This window comes from Streptomyces purpurascens (assembly GCF_045040895.1).
GTDB classification, from domain to species: Bacteria; Actinomycetota; Actinomycetes; order Streptomycetales; family Streptomycetaceae; genus Streptomyces; species Streptomyces purpurascens.
Genome location: NZ_CP108341.1, coordinates 8,227,353 through 8,245,405, shown reverse-complemented (window position 1 = coordinate 8,245,405; position 18,053 = coordinate 8,227,353). Strand labels below are relative to the sequence as shown.

The following is an 18,053-nucleotide window of genomic DNA, read 5'->3' as shown; positions in this document are numbered from 1 at the left end:
CGTCACTTCAGCAGCCGGGACATCCTGCGGTCCGCCAGCGGCTTGCCGCCCGTCTGGCAGGTCGGGCAGTACTGCAGCGACGAGTCGCTGAAGGACACCTCCCGCACGGTGTCGCCGCACACCGGGCAGGGCTCGCCGGTACGGCCGTGGACGCGCAGGCCGCTCTTCTTCTCGGCCTTCAGCCGCCCGGCCGCCACGCCCCGGGAGCGTTCGACCGCCTCCGTGAGCGTGTCGCGCAGGGCCGCGTACAGCCGCTGGGTCTCCTCCGCGGTCAGGGACGCGGCCAGCTTGAAGGGCGACATCCTCGCCGCGTGCAGGATCTCGTCGCTGTAGGCGTTGCCCACGCCCGCGATCAGGCTCTGGTCGCGCAACGCGCCCTTGAGCTGCCGCCGTTCACCGGCCAGGAGTTCCGCGAAGCGCTGCTCGTCGAAGTCGTCGGCGAGGGGGTCCGGGCCGAGCCGGGCGACGCCCGGGACCTCCTGCGGGTCCCCCACGACGTACACGGCGAGCCGCTTCTGGGTGCCGGCCTCGGTCAGGTCGAAGCCGGAGCCGGTCTCCAGGGCCACGCGCAGCGCGAGGGGGCCCTTGCCGGGGCGGGGCGGGCCGTCGGGCAGGCGGTCCTTCCAGTGCAGCCAGCCCGCGCGGGCCAGGTGCGTCACGAAGTGCGGGCCGTCCGCGGTCGCGACGTCGAGGAACTTGCCGTACCGGCGTACGGCGGCGACCTCGTGTCCCTCCAGCGCGGACAGGGGCGGGTCGTACGTCTTCAGGACGCTGATCGCGACGGGCAGCACCCGGACGATCTCGTGGCCGACGAGGTGCTCGGTCAGGAAGTCCTTGAGCGCCTCGACCTCGGGGAGTTCCGGCATAGGTCCAGAGTGCCACGTGGGGTCAGTCGTGGTCGGGCACCACGAACTCGCACCAGACGGCCTTGCCGCCGCCGCGCGCCTCCACGCCCCACACGTCGGTCAGCAGCTCCACCAGCAGCAGGCCCCGCCCGGAGACGCCCGACTCGCCCGCCTCGCGGCGGCGCGGCAGGGCGCTGGAGGAGTCCTCGACCTCGACGCGCAGCCGGGGCCCGGAGCCGGTGAGGGCCCGCAGGGTGACGATCGCGGAGCCCTCGGTGTGCATCAGGGCGTTGGTGATCAGCTCGTCGGCGACCAGTTCGATCTCGTCGGCGCGGTCCCCGGCTCCCCAGACGCCGACCGCGGTGCGGATCATGTGCCGGGCCTCGGCCAGGGCCGCCGGGTCGCCCGGGGCCACGTGCCGCTGGAGCCGGCGGCCGGACTGCGGGCCGTCGGGGCCGCGCCGGCGCAGCAGGAGCAGCGCCACGTCGTCGTCGCCGCAGCGCTCGGCGGCCACGTCGATGAGCCGGTCGGCGAGGTCGCGTACGTCGTCGGGGCCGGTGGCGACGAGCGCGGTGAGGGTGCGCATGCCGTCGTCGAGGTCGGCGCCGGGCTGCTCCACCAGGCCGTCGGTGCACAGCAGCAGGGTGTCGCCGGGGTCGAGCTCCACGGTGCCCACCGGGTAGTCGAGGCGGCCGAACTCGGCGGACAGGCCGAGCGGCAGACCTCCCGGGACGGTGACGCGGCGGCAGGAGCCGTCGGTGTGGCGTACGAGCGGGTCGAGGTGACCGGCCCGGACCACCTGGACCACGCCCGTGGACAGGTCGGCCTCGGCGTAGAGGCAGGTCGCGGAGCGGTCGGTGTCGAGTTCGTGCAGGAAGACGGAGGCGCGGGCCATGACGGTGGCCGGGGTGTGCCCCTCGGCGGCGTAGGCGCGCAGCACGATGCGCAGCTGGCCCATGACGGCGGCCGCGTGCGTGTCGTGGCCCTGGACGTCGCCGATGACGGCGCCGACCCGGCCGCCGGGCAGCGGGATGAGGTCGTACCAGTCGCCGCCGATGTCCCGGCCGACGGAGCCGCCGGCGCTGGCGGCGCGGTAGCGGACGGCGACGTCGGCGCCGGGCACGCTCGGGATGGTCCGGGGCAGCATGGCCTGCTGGAGCCCCTGCGCGAGATCCCTCTCCTGCTCGTAGAACATGGCCCGCTGCAGGCTCTGCGCGATGCTGCTGCCGAGGGCGACGAGGATGTTGCGCTCCTCGGGGGTGAAGCCGTGCCGGTCGCTGTAGAGCAGGCCCATCGCGCCGATGGGCCGGGCCTGGACGATGAGCGGCAGATAGGCGGCCGAGGTGATGTTCAGGTCGGTGATGTGCGGCCACAGGATCGGGTAGCGCTCGGCGAACTCCTCCGGCGATTCGATGAAGCAGGGGCCGAGGGTCCGCACGGCCTCGCTCATCGGGTAGGGCTCGTCGATCCGGGTGACGCGGGTGCCGGGCACGAAGCTGTCCGAGGGCCCTTCGGCGACCAGGCGGATGCGCCCGGCCTCGACCAGGCCCATGACCAGGCTGGTGGCGCCCAGGTGAATGAGGCCGTGGGTGTCCTTCAGGACGTCGATGACGTCCTGGACGGTGCGGGCGTGGGCGAGGGCGGCCGTGGTGAGTTCGACGACGCTGGTCTGCTCCCGGCGGGCCTCGTCCCGGGCGGCCTGGTCGAGGCGGGCCTCGCTCTCGCCGAGTTCCCGGGTGGCGTCCCGGACGATGCCGATGATGCGGCGGGGCCGTCCGGTGTCGTCGCGCCGGATGTAGCCCTGGGTGTGGGTCCAGCGCAGGGTGCCGTCGCGGCGGCGCATGCGGAAGTAGGCGCCGTAGTTCTCGCTGCCGTCCTTCAGTGCCTGGGAGACCGCGGTGTCCAGGCGCCGCGCCTCGCCGGGCGGGACCCGCTTGGCGAGCGTCTCGGGGCGGTCGTCGTACTCGTCGAGGCGCACGTCGAAGACGTCGTGGGCCTGGGCGTCCATCTGCATCAGGCCGGTGTCAAGATCCCAGTCGAAACTGCCCATCCGGTTGAGCGCGAGGATCGCGTCCGGGTGGGCGGGCCAGTCGTCCGGGAGTGACAGGGAGCTCCCTCCCCGGTCAGCCATGGGGCTACCTTGCCAGGAATCATCCGATTCTTCGACCGATGTGCCGGGCGTACGGGCCGCCGGGCCGGACCGATCGTCAGTCGCCATCGGGGATCAGACCGGCTCCGTCGGGCAGGTCGGGGCTGTCCGGCACGGTGTCGGGGCCGACCTCCTCGGAGCGGCCCGGGTCCGCCGCAGCCGGTTCGTCGGGAAGCGGGTCGGTCTCGTCGGGCGGTGGTACGGACGCGTCGATCGGCGGTGGCACCGCGTCCGCCGGGGAGCCCGCGTCCCGGGGAGCCGTACTGCCCACGCCCGGGGATAGGCCGGACTCGGGCGGAGCCACGCGGGGCTCGCGCGGGGTGACGTCGGATTCGCCCGGGGCCGAGGGCGAGGGTGCGCGGGACGCCGGGGGCTGCTGCGCCCAGAGCGGTGGCGGCAGGGCCCGGTCGTGGCGTACGTCGTGGCCGGTCGGCCGTTCGATCCAGGTGCGGGCGGCGACGTCGATGATCGTGAAGTCGGTGATCACCTGCGGGGCCGGGGTCACGACGATCACCTCGCCGGGCCGGTAGCCGGGCCAGGGGGTGCCCTGGCCGCGCGGCGTGCCCCGCATCGCCACCGGCGGACGCAGCGGGTTGCCGCAGGCGCAGCGGACGCGCGGCAGGCCCCGGTCGTCGACGAGGACGGCGGTGCCCGCCTGGAGGACGGACTGGTAGCCGCCCGCCCGTCCGGCCCGGAAGCCGTGGTTGGTGACGCGGGTGTCGGCGCGCAGCACGAGGGGGGTCAGTCGGCGCACGTAGTCCGGGACGGCCGCCGGGGAGACGCCCGCGACCCGGGCGAAGGCGCGGATCCTGGCCCGGTCGCGGGTGAGGTGGCCGATCTGCCGCGCGATGTCGCAGCTGCCGGTCCGCTCGATACCGCCGTACAGGCCGGGTGTCCCGCCGGAGAGCGAGCGTAGTCCGCCGAGGCCCGCGGAGATCCGGGACGGGCCGTCCGGGCCGGCTCTGCCCGGCGTTCGCGGGGCGGGGGACGGGGTAGCCGTCGTGGTGGCCGTGGAGTCCGTGAAGGGGTCCGGTCCCTGTGCCGCGGCCGGCTGGAGGAGGAGCTCTCCGCCGGCGTCCGCGTCGTCGCCGTCGCCGTCACTGTCGGTGCCGCAGCCCGAGAGGAGGAGCACCGTCGAGAGCACACAGGCCATGACGAGGGTCCCGGTGTGTGTCCGCACCCAGTCCTCCTGCCTCGTTTCTGGCCATTCGTCACTATTGTTTGCTTCACTCACTTGGGTTACGCAACCGGAGCGGCGCCGCACGGAGCGTGACACTGGGTTCCGGCGCGGCATCGGGAGGAGCGCACGGCCGTGGACTGGTTCACCGCATCCGACTACTGGCTGAGCCGGCTGGTCTTCCAGCGGGCGCTGGCCGCCGTGTATCTGGTCGCGTTCCTGACGGCGGCGTCGCAGTTCCGCGCGCTGATCGGGCGGCGCGGCATGCTGCCGGTGCCGGAGTTCGTCGAACGGGTGCCGTTCAAGCGGGCTCCCAGCCTGTTCCAGCTGCACTACTCGGACCGCTTCTTCGCGCTCTGCGCCTGGTCGGGCTGCGCCGTGTCGGCGGCGCTGCTGGCCGGGCTCGACTCGCTGCTGCCGCTGTGGGGCGGCATGCTGCTGTGGCTGGTGCCGTGGGTGCTGTACCTGTCGATCGTGAACGTCGGGCAGACCTGGTACTCGTTCGGCTGGGAGTCGCTGCTGCTGGAGGTCGGCTTCCTCACCGTGTTTCTCGGCAACGACGAGGTGGCGCCGCCGGTCGTCGTGCTGTTCCTGCTGCGGTGGATCCTGTTCCGCGTGGAGTTCGGCGCGGGGCTGATCAAGATGCGCGGCGACGCGTGCTGGCGGAAGCTGACGTGCCTGGACCACCATCACGAGACGCAGCCGATGCCGGGCCCGCTGAGCTGGTTCTTCCACCATCTGCCCAGGCCTCTGCACCGGGTCGAGGTGGCCGCGAACCATGTCACCCAACTCGTGGTGCCGTTCCTGCTGTTCACGCCGCAGCCGGTCGCGACGGCCGCCGCCGCGCTGATGATCGCCACCCAGCTGTGGCTGGTGCTGTCGGGCAACTTCTCCTGGCTGAACTGGATCACGATCGTGCTGGCCCTGTCGGCGGTACGGTTCCCGGCCGATCCGCCGGACGTGCCCGAGGCCCCGCTCTGGTACGTGGTCGTGGTGCTGGCGGTGGCCGCGCTGCTCGTGGGCCTCAGCTACCAGCCGGTCCGCAACATGCTCTCCCGCCGCCAGGTGATGAACCGCTCCTTCGACCCGGTCCATCTGGTCAACACCTACGGGGCGTTCGGCAGTGTGAGCCGGGTCCGCTACGAGGTGGTGGTCGAGGGCACCGCGGACGACGTGCCGCGTACGGACTCGCGGTGGCGGGAGTACGAGTTCAAGGGCAAGCCGGGTGACCCGCGGCGCTGGCCGCGCCAGTTCGCGCCGTACCATCTGCGGCTGGACTGGATGATGTGGTTCGCGGCCCTGTCCCCCGCCTACGCCGGATCCTGGTTCGGCACGCTGGTGGAGCGGCTGCTGGAGAACGACCGGGCCACGCTGAAGCTGCTGCGCCGATCGCCGTTCCCGCCGGACGAGCCCCCGCGGTACGTACGCGCCCGCCTGTTCCGCTACCGCTACACGACGTGGCGCGAGCTGCGGGAGACGGGCGCGTGCTGGGAGCGGACGTACGTACGGGAGTACCTGCCGCCGACGCGGCTGGCGGAGACGGTTCAGAGGCCGTAGACGCGGGTGGCGGTGGTCGCGAGGATCTGTGTGTGGTCGTGCGGGTCGATCAGCCGGCGGGTGATGTCCAGGGTCTCGCCGTACGGCGCCGCCAGGGTGGAGACCGGCCAGTCCGAGCCGTACATCAGCCGGTCCGGCCCGAAGGCCTCCAGGGCCACGTCGGCATACGGGCGCAGGTCCTCGACGGTCCAGGACGCGAGGTCGGCCTCGGTGACCAGGCCGGACAGCTTGGCGACCGTGTTGGGCAGGGCGGCGAGGGCGCGCAGGCCGGACGCCCAGGGGTCGAGGGCGCCGGAGGCGATGGGCGGTTTGCCCAGGTGGTCCAGGACGAAGGTGAGGCCGGGCAGCTCCGCGGCGGCCCGCGCGCAGGCCGGGAGCTGGTGGGGCAGGACCACGAGGTCGTAGACCAGTCCGGCGTCGGCGACGGCGGCCAGTCCCCGGCGTACGTCCGGGCGCAGCAGCCATTCCGGGTCGGGTTCGCCCTGGACCTGGTGGCGGATGCCCTTGAGGTGGCGGCCGCCGGGGAGTTCCCGCAGCCGGGCCAGTTCCTCGGCGACACCGGGGCGGGTGAGGTCGGTCCAGCCGACGACGCCCGCGATCAGGTCGTGCTCGTCGGCCAGGGCCAGGAACTCCGGGGTCTCCTCGGGCACGGTGACCGTCTGCACGAGGACCGTGCGGTCCACTCCGGCCGCTCTCGCCCCGGGTTCGAGCTCCTTCATCGTGAAGTCGCGCCGCAGCGCCCGGAGTTCGGGCCCGGTGATCCAGTCCTGGTCCCGTACGGACAGGTCCCACACATGGTGGTGGGCGTCGACCACGGTCATGACGGCAGCTCCCAGACGACCGGCAGGCCGGCGTCGGCGCCCTCGCCGGAGTAGTCGTGCACGACGTCCAGCAGCTCGGCCATGCGGGCCTGCCAGGCGACGTTGACCGGCAGCTTCTCCAGTTCGGCGAGGAGACGGGCGTAGTCCTCGCACTCCAGGACGTGGAACAGGTCGGTGCCGCTGCGCCAGATCGTCCAGGAGGTGGCACCGGCGGCGCGGATGGCGTCGGTGAGTTCCTCCGGGACCTCGCGGTGGGCGGCCTCGTAAGCGGCGATGCGGTCGGCGCGGACCTTGGTGTGCAGGGCGACTCTCATGACGGTTCCTCGTGGGGTACGGGGGCGTCGGCGGGCAGCAGTCCCTCGGCGCGCAGGTCATGCCAGAACGCGCCGGGCACGCGCGCGGCGAACTGGTGGGCGCAGTCCCGGACCTCGTGCGCCGAGCGAGCCCCGACGAGGACGCTGGCGACGGCCGGGTGGGCGGCGCAGAAGGCCAGGGCGGCGGCGCGCAGCGTGGTGCCGTGGCGGTCGGCGACGGACTTCAGCCGCAGGGCACGCTCGACGAGCTCGGAGGGGGCGACGGTGTAGTTGTACGTCGCGCCCGGCCGCGGGTTCGCCAGCAGGCCGGAGTTGAAGGCGCCGCCGATGACGACGGACGTGCCGCGTTCCTGGGCCGCGGGCAGCAGGTCGGTGAGTGCGCTCTGGTCGAGCAGGGTGTAGCGGCCGGCGCACAGCACCACGTCGACGTCGGTGTCGCGGACGAAGCGGGTGAGCATCTCCGCCTGGTTCATACCGGCGCCGATCGCGCCGACCACGCCCTCGCCGCGGAGCTTCTCCAGGGCCGGATAGCCCTCCCGGAAGGCCTCTTCGGCGTGCTCGTCGGGGTCGTGGAGGTAGACGACGTCGACGCGGTCGAGGCCGAGCCGTTCCAGGCTGGCCTCCAGGGTGCGGCGTACGCCGTCGGCGCTGAAGTCCCACACGCGGCGGTGGGTGGCGGGCACGGCGAACCCGTGGGCCAGGTCGTCGCCGGTGCCGTCCGAGGGTTCCAGGCGGCGCCCCACCTTGGTGGAGATCGTGTACTGGCCTCGGGGGCGGTCACGCAGGGCGGCGCCGAGGCGGCGTTCGGAGAGGCCGAGGCCGTAGTGCGGGGCGGTGTCGAAGTAACGGATGCCCCGCTGCCAGGCGGCCTCCACGGCGTCGTGCGCCTGTGCCTCGCCGACTTCGGAGTACAGGTTGGCGATCGCGGCGGCGCCGAAGGACAGGGCGCTGACCTCGACGCCGCTGCCGCCGAGCCGGTTCACCGGGCCACCGGGCGCAGCCGCAGGCCCTGCATGCCGCCGTCGACGGCGAGCGCGGTGCCCGTGGTGGCGCCGGAGAGAGGTCCGGCCAGGTAGGCGATGGCGCCCGCGACCTCGGCCGCGGAGACCAGGCGGCCGGTGGGCTGGCGGGCCTCCAGGGCGGCGCGTTCGGCGGCCGGTTCGGGCGCGGCGTCGAGGAGGCGGCCGACCCAGGGCGTGTCGACCGTGCCCGGGTTGACGCAGTTGACGCGGATGCCCTCGCGGACGTGGTCGGCGGCCATGGCGAGGGTGAGGGAGTACACGGCGCCCTTGGTGGCGCTGTACAGGGCGCGCTGCGGCAGGCCCGCGGTGGCGGCGATGGAGCAGGTGTTGACGATCGCGGCGTGCGCGGAGGCGCGCAGCTGGGGCAGGCAGGCGCGGGCGGTGCGGACCATGCCGACGACGTTGACGTCGTAGACGCGGTGCCAGTCGTCGTCGGAGTTGTCCTCGACGGTGCCCTGGGCGCCGATGCCCGCGTTGTTGACCAGGACGTCCAGCCCGCCGAGGTCGGCGACCGCCGCCGAAACGGCCTGGCGCACGGACGCGTCGTCGGTGACGTCCGCGCGGTAGGCGAGCAGCGGCTTGTCGACCGGCGACGGGTCCAGGTCGAGGACGGCGACCTGGGCGCCGCGCTCGGCCAGGAGGTCGGCGGTGGCCCGGCCGATGCCGGAGGCGCCGCCCGTCACCAGGGCTTTGATGCCCTCGAAGTCGCTCATACGGCCTGACCCTTCTTCCGCTCGTCGAGGTCGGCGGCCCAGAACTCGCCGCCCGGGTAGGTGAATCGCGCCAGGGACTCGGGCCGCATGGCGGCCGAGAAGCCCGGCGCGGTGGGTGCCGTGTAGTGAGCCTGGCGGATCACCACCGGGTCGAGGAAGTGGTCGTGCAGATGGTCGACGTATTCGATGACGCGGTCCTCAGTGGTGCCGGACAGGGCCACGTAGTCGAACATCGACAGGTGCTGGACGAGTTCGCACAGGCCGACGCCGCCCGCGTGCGGGCAGACCGGCACGCCGAACTTGGCGGCGAGCAGCAGGATCGCGAGGTTCTCGGGGACGCCGCCGACGCGGGCCGCGTCGATCTGGACGACGTCGAGCGCGCCGGCCTGGAGGAGCTGCTTGAAGACGATCCGGTTGTGCACGTGCTCGCCGGTGGCGACCTTCACGGGGGCGACGGCCCGGCGGACCGCCGCGTGGCCGAGGATGTCGTCGGGGCTGGTGGGCTCCTCGATCCAGTACGGGTCGAACTCGGCGAGGGCCTTGGTCCAGCGGATCGCCTCGTCGACGTCCCAGCGCTGGTTGGCGTCGACGGCCATGCGGATGTCCGGTCCGATGACGGAACGGGCGACGCGGCAGCGGCGGATGTCGTCCTCGAGGTCGGCGCCGACCTTGAGCTTGATCTGCCGGAAGCCGTCGGCGACGGCCCGGGCCGCGAGCCGGGTGAGTTTCTCGTCGTCGTAGCCGAGCCAGCCGGGTGAGGTGGTGTAGGCGGGGTAGCCGCGCTCCAGCAGCCGGGCCGTGCGCTCCTCGGCGCCCTCCCGGCCCCGGCGCAGCAGGGTCAGGGCCTCCTCGGGGGTGAGGGCGTCGGTGAGGTAGCGGAAGTCGATCTGGCGCACCAGCCAGGCGGGCTCGGCCTCGGCGAGCAGCCGCCACAGCGGCAGGCCGGCGCGCTTGGCGGCCAGGTCCCACACGGCGTTGACGACCGCGCCGATCGCCATGTGCATCACGCCCTTCTCGGGGCCGAGCCAGCGCAACTGGCTGTCGCCGATCAGGTCGCGGTTCAGGATGGACGGGTCGGCGCACAGGTCGTCGGCCGAGCGGCCGATCAGGTGTCCGCGCAGCGCGTCGATCGCGGCGACCTGCACCTCGTTGCCCCGCCCGATGGTGAAGGCGAATCCGTGCCCCTCGTGGCCGTCGGCCGCGTCCGTGCGCAGGACGACGTAGGCCGCCGAGTAGTCGGGGTCCGGGTTCATCGCGTCGGAGCCGTCGAGCTCGCGCGAGGTGGGGAAGCGGATGTCGTGGGTGTCGACCGCGATGATGCGGGCGGGCGTCGGGGACACGGAGGGCCTTTCGGTTGCAGGGGGCGGGGGCGTCAGTCCTGGGCCCGGCCGGTGGTGACCCGGGCGATCATGAGGGCGACCAGGATGATCCCGCCGTAGATGGCCTGGATCCAGAACGACGGCACCTGCGCGAGGGTGAGCAGGTTCTGTACGACCCCCAGAAGGAGTACGCCGGTCAGGGCGCCGAACATGGTGCCCTTGCCGCCGTCGAGGGCGATGCCGCCGATCACCGCGGCCGCGAACACCGTGAAGATCATGTTCTGGCCCTGGTTGGCGCTGATCGCGCCGACGTATCCGGTCTGCATGATGCCGCCGACCGCGGCGAGGACGCCCGCGACGACGAACACACCGAGCATGACGCGCTCCACCCGGATGCCCGCCGCCCGGGCCGCGTCCGCGTTGCCGCCGATGGCGTACAGGGCGCGCCCGACCCGGTGGTACTTCAGGATCAGCCCGGCGACCGCGAAGGCGATCGCGGCGAGCCACACCGACAGCGGGGCGGAGAGGAAGGTGGTGGTCGCCAGGGAGTAGAAGCTGTCGGGCATCCCGAACAGTGTCTTGCCCTTGGTCGCGCCGACCAGCAGGCCGCGCAGCACGATCAGCATCGCCAGCGTCACGATGAACGCGTTGAGCTTGAACTTCACGACCAGGATGCCGTTGAAGGCGCCGACGGCCGCGCCCGCGACGAGGATCGCCACCAGGGCGAGGGCGGCGGGGAGTTCGGTGCCCCAGCCGGACTGGGCCGCGGGCAGGACGAGCAGCGCGCCCACGGCGGGCGCGATACCGACGACCGATTCCAGGGACAGGTCGAACTTGCCGGTGATCAGGACGAGCGACTCGGCGAGCACGACCATCGCGAGGGCGGCGGAGGCGCCGAGGATGGAGACGATGTTGCGTTCGGTGAGGAACGAGTCGTTGACGACGGCACCGAGCACCAGGAGCAGCAACAGGGCGGGAACGAGGGCGAGTTCGCGGGCCCGGCGGAGGAGGACGGCCTTGGCGGCGCGCGGGTCGGTGGCTCGCGCGGGCGCGAGCGGCGGGGCCGCCTTGGTGTCAGCCATGGTCCACTCCTTCGATGGAGGCGATGAGCTCGTGGTCGCGCCAGCCCACCGGGTGCTCGGCGACGACACGGCCGTGGAAGAGGACGAGGACCCGGTCGCAGCGCCTGAGGTCGTCGAGTTCGTCGGAGACGACGAGTACGGCGGTGCCGTCCTCGCGGGCGGTGTCGACCCGGGCGAGCAGGGACTCCTTGGACTTCACGTCGACGCCCGCGGTCGGGTTGACCAGGATCAGGAGCCGCGGGTCTGAGGCGAGGGCCCGGGCCATGACGACCTTCTGCGCGTTGCCGCCGGACAGGTCGGAGACGGGCTGCTCGGGGCCGGCCGCGTGGATGTCGAGGCGTTCGATCAGCGCGGTGGCGACACCGCGTCTGCGGTCGGTGCCGACGAAGCCGTAGCGGCCGAGCCGGTCCAGGACGCTGAGGGTGGCGTTGTCGCCGATGGACATGCCGAAGACCAGGCCCTGTTCGTGCCGGTCCCGGGGCACGAAGCCGACGCCGGCCTCCAGAGCCTTGCGGACGTCGCCGAACGGCAGCGGCCGCCCGTTCAGCCGGGCCGTCCCGTTCGTGGGGGTGTGCAGTCCCGTGAAGGACTCGGCGAGCTCTATCTTGCCGCTGGCGCTCGATCCGGCGAGTCCGACGACCTCGCCGCGCCGGACGGTGAGGTCGACGTTCTCGTACGCGGTCGAGGTGAGGCCCCGGACATCGAGCAGGACGGGACCACTGGCCCCGAGGGTCCGCTGCCGCTCGGCCTGTTCGGCGATCGTCTCCCCGGCCATGGCCTCCACCAGGGCCTGGCGGGGCAGGTCGGCGACCGGCGCCGTGGTGATCCAGCGGGCGTCGCGCAGGACCGTGACGGTCTGGCAGACCTCGTACACCTCCTGGAGGTGGTGCGAGATGAACAGGAAGGTCACGCCCGAGTCCTGGAGGGAGCGCATGCGCGTGAACAGCCGCTCGATCTCCCGGTTGTCGAGCTGCGCGGTGGGTTCGTCGAGGATGATGAAGCGGGCGCCGAAGCTCAGCGCCCGGGCGATCTCCACCATCTGCCGGTCCTCGACCTTGAGATCGGCCGTGCGGGCGTCCGGGTCGACGCGCACGTTCCAGGTGTCGAGGAGCCGGGCCGCCTCGGCCTTCAGGCGGCGCCAGCTGATGAACCCGCGCCGGAGCGGCTGCCGGTTGATGAACAGGTTCTCGGCGACGGTCAGTTCGGGGACGACCGTCGGGTGCTGGTAGACGCAGGCGACCTTGCGGCGCCAGGCGTCCCGGTCCGTGAGCGGGGGCGCGGGGTCGCCGTCGAAGCGGACGGTGCCCTCGTCGGGGGCTTCCAGGCCGGTGAGGATCCTGACCAGGGTCGACTTGCCGGCGCCGTTGCGTCCGACGAGGGCGTGGGACTCGCCCGGCAGGACGGAGAGCCGGCCGTCGGCGAGGGCGGTGGTGGGGCCGTACCGCTTGACGACGCCCCGCGCTTCAACCAGTGGGCTGCTCATTTGACCGTGTTGCCCCAGAGCTTGGGGTCGTCGACGTTGTCCTTCGTGACCAGCGGCGCGGGCAGCTGGTCCTCCAGGATGCCGCTGGGCAGCTTGACGATGGTCGAGTCGTGGTCGGTCGGGCCGGGCTTGAACGTCTTCCCCTGCATCGCCGCCTTGATGTAGTACATGCCGTACTTGGCGTAGGCGTCGGCGGGCTGGGAGACGGTCGCGTCGATCTCGCCCTTGCGGATCGCGTCGAACTCCTGCGGGATGCCGTCGTTCGAGACGATGGCGATGTGGCCCGACTGCCCGGCCTTCTTCAGCATCCCCTTGGACTTGAGGGTCTGGAGGGTGGGCGCGAGGTACACGCCGCCCGCCTGCATGTAGATGCCCTTGATGTCGGGGTTGGCGTTGAGGAGGGTGTCGAGTTTGGAGGCCGCCGCGTCGGACTCCCACTTGGCGGGGATCTCCAGGACCTTGAGCTTGGGGAAGTTCTTCTTCACGCAGGCGCGGAACGCCTCGGAGCGGTCGCGGCCGTTGACCGAGGCGAGGTCGCCCATGATCTGCACGACCTTGCCGGAGGTGATGTGCTCGCCGAGGTACTGGCAGGCCTTCTCGCCGTACGCCACGTTGTTCGCGCGGACCACCATCGCGACCTTGCCCTTGTCGGGCGCCACGTCCACGGCGACGACCGGCACGCCCTTGCGCTCGGCCTGGTCGAGGCCCGCCTCGATGGCGGCGCTGTCCAGCGGGGCGACGACCAGGCCCTCGACGCCCTGGTTGAGCTGGTTGTTGATGTCGGTGATCTGCTGCGAGGGGTCGCTGTTGGAGTTGACGGTCTTCATCGCGTCCACCCCCTCGGACTTCGCCATCCTGGGCACGTAGTCGTTGTACGACTGCCAGAACGGCGAGGTCAGCAGGGGCAGGACGACCCCGACCTTGCCGCTTCCGTCGCCGCCGCCGGCACCGGAGGCGCCGGTGTCCTTGGTGCTGCCGCACGCGGCGAGCACCAGGGAGGCGCCGGCGGCCAGCGCCACCGCGCCGGCGATCCGGGACCTGTTCCGCTTCCGCACTGTGCTTCCGGGCATCTCAGGGGGCTCCCATCGACCGGGGTTCGAGCAGATGCCCGCATACTTATCAGACCACTCCCCCGCCGGAACACCCTGCGACGACACATTTTCCCGCTCCGGGCTCATAGTGGTCCGACCACCTCGCTGGTTAGACTGCGCCGGAGCCTGTGATCGGAGGAACGGCGTGGACGACGAGACCGCCCCGCAGAAGGGCACCGTGACGCAGCGCGCCATCGAGCGGATCAAGGCGATGATCGGCGAGGGCCGGCTGGAGCCGGGCCAGCGGCTGCCGACCGAGCGTGACCTGGCCGCCCAGCTCGGCATCTCCCGCAGCTCGATGCGGGAGGCGATCCGCGCGCTCACGGTGCTGGGCGTGCTGGAGGCCCGGCACGGGTCGGGCATCTACGTCACACAGCTGGAGGCCGGGGACCTGCTGGAGACGTTCGGTGTCGTGGCGGACCTGTCGCGCGGCCCGCGTCTGGTGGAGCTGCTGGAGATCCGGCGGATCCTGGAGTCGACGGCGACCGCACTGGCCGCCGCCCGGATCACCGACGACCAGCTGGCCGAGGTCGAGAAGCACCTGGCGGCGATGAACGCCACGGACGATCCGGAGGAGATCCTCGCCCACGACCTGGCCTTCCACCGGGAGATCGCGGCGGCAGCGGGCAACGAGACCATGGCCGCGATCCTGGAGGGCCTGTCCTCACGGACGTTCCGCGCCCGCGTCTGGCGCGGCTACCAGGAGGAGGGCGCCTTCGAACGCACCCGCCGCGAACACGCGGCGATCCACCGCGCCCTGGCCGCCCACGACCCGGAGGCGGCCCGCGCGGCGGCGGCCGCGCACGTGGGCGAGGTGGAGGAGTGGCTGCGGGCGCAGCTCGGGCCCTAGGACAGTCCCAGGGCCCGCTGCTCCGCCGCTACTTGAACTGGCCGGCCTGATAGCCGCCCGCCGGCTGCTCGAGCATGACGTTCAGCCGGTTGGCGGTGTTCATGAAGCCGATCAGGGTCACGAGGGCGGCGAGCTGCTCCTCGTCATAGTGCTTGGCGGCCCGCTCCCAGACCTCGTCCGGGACACCGCCGGCCCCGTCCGCGATACGGGTCCCCTGCTCCGCCAGTTCCAGCGCGGCCCGCTCGGCCTCGGTGAACACCGTGGCCTCCCGCCAGGCAGCGACCAGATGGAGCCGTACGGAGCTCTCGCCCGCGGCGGCCGCCTCCTTGGTGTGCATGTCGATGCAGACCGCACACCCGTTGATCTGGCTCACGCGGAGCGAGACCAGTTCCCGGGTGGCGGCCGGCAGCGGTGATTCCACGACCAGCCGCCCCAGGGCGGTGAACTGCTTGATGACCTTGCCGGCGCCGGGGAGGGCGAAGACGTCCAGACGCGCGCTCATGGTGAGCTCCTCTGTCGTTGTCGTTGCGTACACCCCTATGAGTCAGCGGCTCACCGCGATGTGACATCGACAGTTGTGACCTGCGTCACCGACTATCCGCGCCGCAGTCGCAGCGTCATCAGCTCGAACGGGCGCAGCCGCACCGCGATCCGCCCGTCCTGGACCTCCGGTGCCGTCGCATCGGCCAGCGGCCGTTCCAGCAGGTCGGCGACCGAGACGGCCGCGACCTCGAACCCGGCCGTGAGCGTGGCGCGCGTCCGGCCTCCGAAGGCCTCGTGGAACCGGACGACGACGTCCCCGCTGCCGTCGTCGGCGAGCTTCACCGCCGTGACGACCACCGCGTCCCGGTCGGCCGTCACCAGCGGCGCCACCTCGCCGGCACCGGTGAGCCGCCGCTCCGGCACATTGATCCGCCAGCCCTCCCGCACCGCGTCGGCGATGCCCGCGCCCGGCACGAGCGCGTGCCGGAAGCGGTGGACGCCCTGGTCGGTCTCCGGGTCGGGGAAGCGCGGGGCGCGCAGCAGCGAGACGCGCACGGTGGTGGTCGTACCGCCGTCGCCGTCGGTGCGGACGGTGCGGGTCACGTCGTGGCCGTACGTCGAGTCGTTGACGAGCGCGACGCCCCAGCCGGGTTCCTCCAGGTGGACGAAGCGGTGGTTGCACGCCTCGAACTTGGCTGCCTCCCAGGAGGTGTTGGTGTGGGTGGGCCGGTGGAAGTGCCCGAACTGGGTCTCGGACGCGTACCGTTCGGCGTGCACGTCGAGCGGGAAGGCGAGCTTGAGGAACTTCTCCGTCTCGTGCCAGTCGACCTCCGTCTCCACCGTCAGCCGCCGCTCCCCCGGCGCGAGTGACAGCAGCTGGGTGACGCGGGAGGCGCCGAAGGTCCGGACGATCCGCACACCGTCCCCGTCCGGGACGACCTCGTCCGCGTCGGTGAGGTCGGTGACCGTGTTGCGGTAGAACTCGTCGACGTCCCAGGCATCCCACATGTTCGGGAAGTCGGGGTGGAGCTGGAGGAGGTTCGCGGCCCGGCCCGGGGCGACGGTCTCGCGGTCGGCTTCGATGTCGTACGCCGAGGTCATGAGCCCCTGGGCGTCGATCTCGACGCGGAGGAGGCCGTTCCCCAGGACGAACCCGCCCTCGGCCCGTGGGGACAGCTCCGCCGGGCTCGGCGAAGGCGCGGCACCGGCACCACCGGCGGGGATCCCGGCCCGGCTGTGGGGTGCCGAGTTGAACACGAGGTTCCGCGTGCCTTCCCCCGCGAGCGCCCGCTGCGCCGCGTCGATGATCCCGGTCAGCTCCTCGGCCACCCTCTCGTACGTCCGCCGGGCCTCGCGGTGCACCCAGGCGATGGACGACCCGGGCAGGATGTCGTGGAACTGGTGCAGCAGCACCGTCTTCCAGATGCGGTCCAGGTCCTCGTAGGGGTAGGGGAAGCCGGTGCGCACGGCCGCCGTGGCCGCCCACAGTTCGGCCTCCCGGAGCAGGTGCTCGCTGCGGCGGTTGCCCTGCTTGGTCTTGGCCTGGCTGGTGAGGGTGGCGCGGTGGAGTTCGAGGTAGAGCTCGCCGACCCAGACGGGCGGTTCGGGATACTCGGCCGCGGCCTTGGCGAAGAACTCGGCCGGGGTCTCCCAGGTCACCGTCGCCGCGCCTTCGAGGTCGCGCAGGCGGGCCGCCTTGGCGACCATCTCGCGGGTCGTGCCGCCGCCTCCGTCGCCCCAGCCGGTGGGGGCGAGGGAGTGGCGGGCGACGCCCTTGTCCTTGAAGTTGCGGGCCGCGTGGGCGATCTCGCTGCCCTTCATGGAGCAGTTGTAGGTGTCGACGGGCGGGAAGTGCGTGAAGATCCGCGTGCCGTCGATGCCCTCCCACCGGAAGGTGTGGTGCGGGAACTTGTTCGTCTGCGACCAGGAGATCTTCTGCGTCAGCAGGTACTTGGAGCCCGCCGCCTTGATGATCTGCGGCAGTCCGGCGGCGAAGCCGAAGGTGTCGGGCAGCCAGGCCTCGTCGTTCTCGATGCCGAACTCGTCGAGGAAGAACCGCTTGCCGTGCACGAACTGCCGGGCCATCGCCTCCGAGCCCGGCATGTTGGTGTCCGACTCCACCCACATGCCGCCGGCCGGCACGAACCGCCCGTCGGCCACGGCCTTCTTCACCCGGGCCCACACCTCGGGCCGGTGCTCCTTCACCCACGCCCACTGCTGCGCCTGCGACATGGCGAAGACGAACTCCGGCTCGTCGTCGAGCAGCGCGGTCATGTTGGAGGTCGTCCGGGCCACCTTGCGCACGGTCTCGCGCAGCGGCCACAGCCACGCCGAGTCGATGTGGGCGTGACCGACGGCGCTGATGCGGTGGGCGGAGGGAGCGGCGGGCGTGGCGAGCACGTCGGCGAGGCGGGAACGGGCCCGGTCCGCCGTGCCGCCGATGTCCTGGAGGTCGAGGGCGTCGAGTGCCGTGTCGACCGCCCGGAGGATCTCCCAGCGGCGGGCCGACTCCACCGGCAGCTCGGCCATCAGCTCGCCGAGCACCTCCAGATCGATCACGAGCTGCCACACGGTCTCGTCGAGGACGGCGAGGTCCATGCGGGTGAGGGTGTACTGCGGCTCGGTTCCGGCGGTCTCCTTGTCACCCAACCGTGTGGGCAGGAAGGGGTGGTAGTCGAGGATGACGGGGTTGGAGGCGGCCTCGATGTGCAGGCGCACCTGCTCGCCGCCCTCGACGGGGGCGCCGACGCGCACCCACTGGTTGCGCGGGTTGAGGCCCTTCACCGGCGTGCCGTCGGGCCGGTAGACCAGGCCCTCGCACTGGAAGCCGGGCATGTTCTCGTCGAAGCCCAGGTCGAGGATCGCCTCGACGGTCTTCCCGGCCCACGCCTCGGGGACGGTGCCGGTGACGCGGAACCAGCTGGTGCCCCAGGGAGCACCCCACCGGGCGCCCGCCTCGATGGGCTCGGGCTCGGCCGCCAGTCCCTCGGCGACCGGCACCGGTTCGCCGGGCGCGTGCCACACGGCCACCTCCAGCGGCACGGACTCGGGATACACGGCGGGGCGGACACGCTCGTCGAGGACGCGCTTGAGGCGGGCTTCGACCAGGCTGCGGTCGTCATGCATGCGGGGTGCTCCGTAGGTCGT

General features: G+C 72.3%; 15 protein-coding genes. 2 read left to right on the top strand and 13 right to left on the bottom strand.

What is annotated here, in order from left to right; translation table 11 throughout:
* Window positions 1-2: 2 nt before the first annotated feature.
* The 3 genes from OHU35_RS37375 to OHU35_RS37365 form a co-directional block, all read right to left on the bottom strand.
* Complete coding sequence (locus OHU35_RS37375) at window positions 3-866, bottom strand: Fpg/Nei family DNA glycosylase (protein WP_405508465.1); 864 nt, start codon at window positions 864-866, stop codon at window positions 3-5.
* Window positions 867-888: 22 nt separating this feature from the next.
* Window positions 889-2,976, bottom strand: a complete 2,088-nt coding sequence (locus OHU35_RS37370; protein WP_189722492.1) for a SpoIIE family protein phosphatase — start codon at window positions 2,974-2,976, stop codon at window positions 889-891.
* Window positions 2,977-3,052: 76 nt separating this feature from the next.
* Window positions 3,053-4,174, bottom strand: coding sequence for a DUF6777 domain-containing protein (locus OHU35_RS37365; RefSeq protein ID WP_405508464.1), 1,122 nt, complete (start codon window positions 4,172-4,174; stop codon window positions 3,053-3,055).
* A 132-nt stretch (window positions 4,175-4,306) separates the two neighbouring features.
* Between OHU35_RS37365 and OHU35_RS37360 the strand changes: the two genes are divergently transcribed.
* Window positions 4,307-5,728: a lipase maturation factor family protein gene (locus tag OHU35_RS37360; protein WP_189722494.1), complete on the top strand. Its 1,422-nt coding sequence runs from the start codon at window positions 4,307-4,309 to the stop codon at window positions 5,726-5,728.
* Here the strand turns inward: OHU35_RS37360 and OHU35_RS37355 are convergent.
* The 8 genes from OHU35_RS37355 to OHU35_RS37320 are packed head-to-tail and all read right to left on the bottom strand — an operon-like array spanning window position 5,716 to window position 13,552.
* Window positions 5,716-6,549 carry an amidohydrolase family protein gene (locus OHU35_RS37355; protein WP_405508462.1) on the bottom strand — a complete coding sequence of 278 codons (834 nt, stop codon included), beginning with the start codon at window positions 6,547-6,549 and terminating at the stop codon, window positions 5,716-5,718. The two genes, OHU35_RS37360 and OHU35_RS37355, sit on opposite strands and share 13 nt — an antisense overlap.
* Window positions 6,546-6,863, bottom strand: a complete 318-nt coding sequence (locus OHU35_RS37350; protein WP_189722496.1) for an L-rhamnose mutarotase — start codon at window positions 6,861-6,863, stop codon at window positions 6,546-6,548. Before OHU35_RS37350 ends, OHU35_RS37355 begins: the two co-directional genes overlap by 4 nt.
* Window positions 6,860-7,846: an aldo/keto reductase gene (locus tag OHU35_RS37345; RefSeq protein ID WP_189722497.1), complete on the bottom strand. Its 987-nt coding sequence runs from the start codon at window positions 7,844-7,846 to the stop codon at window positions 6,860-6,862. Before OHU35_RS37345 ends, OHU35_RS37350 begins: the two co-directional genes overlap by 4 nt.
* Window positions 7,843-8,598, bottom strand: a complete 756-nt coding sequence (locus tag OHU35_RS37340; protein WP_189722498.1) for an SDR family NAD(P)-dependent oxidoreductase — start codon at window positions 8,596-8,598, stop codon at window positions 7,843-7,845. The genes OHU35_RS37345 and OHU35_RS37340 overlap by 4 nt, the downstream gene beginning before the upstream one ends.
* A complete protein-coding gene (locus OHU35_RS37335; protein ID WP_189722499.1) occupies window positions 8,595-9,938 on the bottom strand; it encodes an L-fuconate dehydratase in 1,344 nt (447 codons plus the stop codon). The genes OHU35_RS37340 and OHU35_RS37335 overlap by 4 nt, the downstream gene beginning before the upstream one ends.
* Window positions 9,939-9,970: 32 nt before the next feature.
* A complete protein-coding gene (locus OHU35_RS37330) occupies window positions 9,971-10,999 on the bottom strand; it encodes an ABC transporter permease (protein WP_189722500.1) in 1,029 nt (342 codons plus the stop codon).
* Window positions 10,992-12,482, bottom strand: a complete 1,491-nt coding sequence (locus tag OHU35_RS37325; protein WP_405508460.1) for a sugar ABC transporter ATP-binding protein — start codon at window positions 12,480-12,482, stop codon at window positions 10,992-10,994. The genes OHU35_RS37330 and OHU35_RS37325 overlap by 8 nt, the downstream gene beginning before the upstream one ends.
* On the bottom strand, window positions 12,479-13,552 hold the full coding sequence (locus OHU35_RS37320) for a sugar ABC transporter substrate-binding protein (RefSeq protein WP_189722502.1): 1,074 nt from the start codon (window positions 13,550-13,552) through the stop codon (window positions 12,479-12,481). The genes OHU35_RS37325 and OHU35_RS37320 overlap by 4 nt, the downstream gene beginning before the upstream one ends.
* 166 nt (window positions 13,553-13,718) lie before the next feature.
* Between OHU35_RS37320 and OHU35_RS37315 the strand changes: the two genes are divergently transcribed.
* On the top strand, window positions 13,719-14,423 hold the full coding sequence (locus OHU35_RS37315; protein ID WP_189722503.1) for a FadR/GntR family transcriptional regulator: 705 nt from the start codon (window positions 13,719-13,721) through the stop codon (window positions 14,421-14,423).
* 28 nt (window positions 14,424-14,451) lie between these two features.
* Here OHU35_RS37315 and OHU35_RS37310 read toward each other — a convergent pair whose 3' ends face one another.
* Window positions 14,452-14,925: a carboxymuconolactone decarboxylase family protein gene (locus OHU35_RS37310; RefSeq protein ID WP_189722504.1), complete on the bottom strand. Its 474-nt coding sequence runs from the start codon at window positions 14,923-14,925 to the stop codon at window positions 14,452-14,454.
* 92 nt (window positions 14,926-15,017) lie between these two features.
* Window positions 15,018-18,032, bottom strand: a complete 3,015-nt coding sequence (locus tag OHU35_RS37305; RefSeq protein ID WP_405508458.1) for an alpha-mannosidase — start codon at window positions 18,030-18,032, stop codon at window positions 15,018-15,020.
* Window positions 18,033-18,053: the final 21 nt, after the last annotated feature.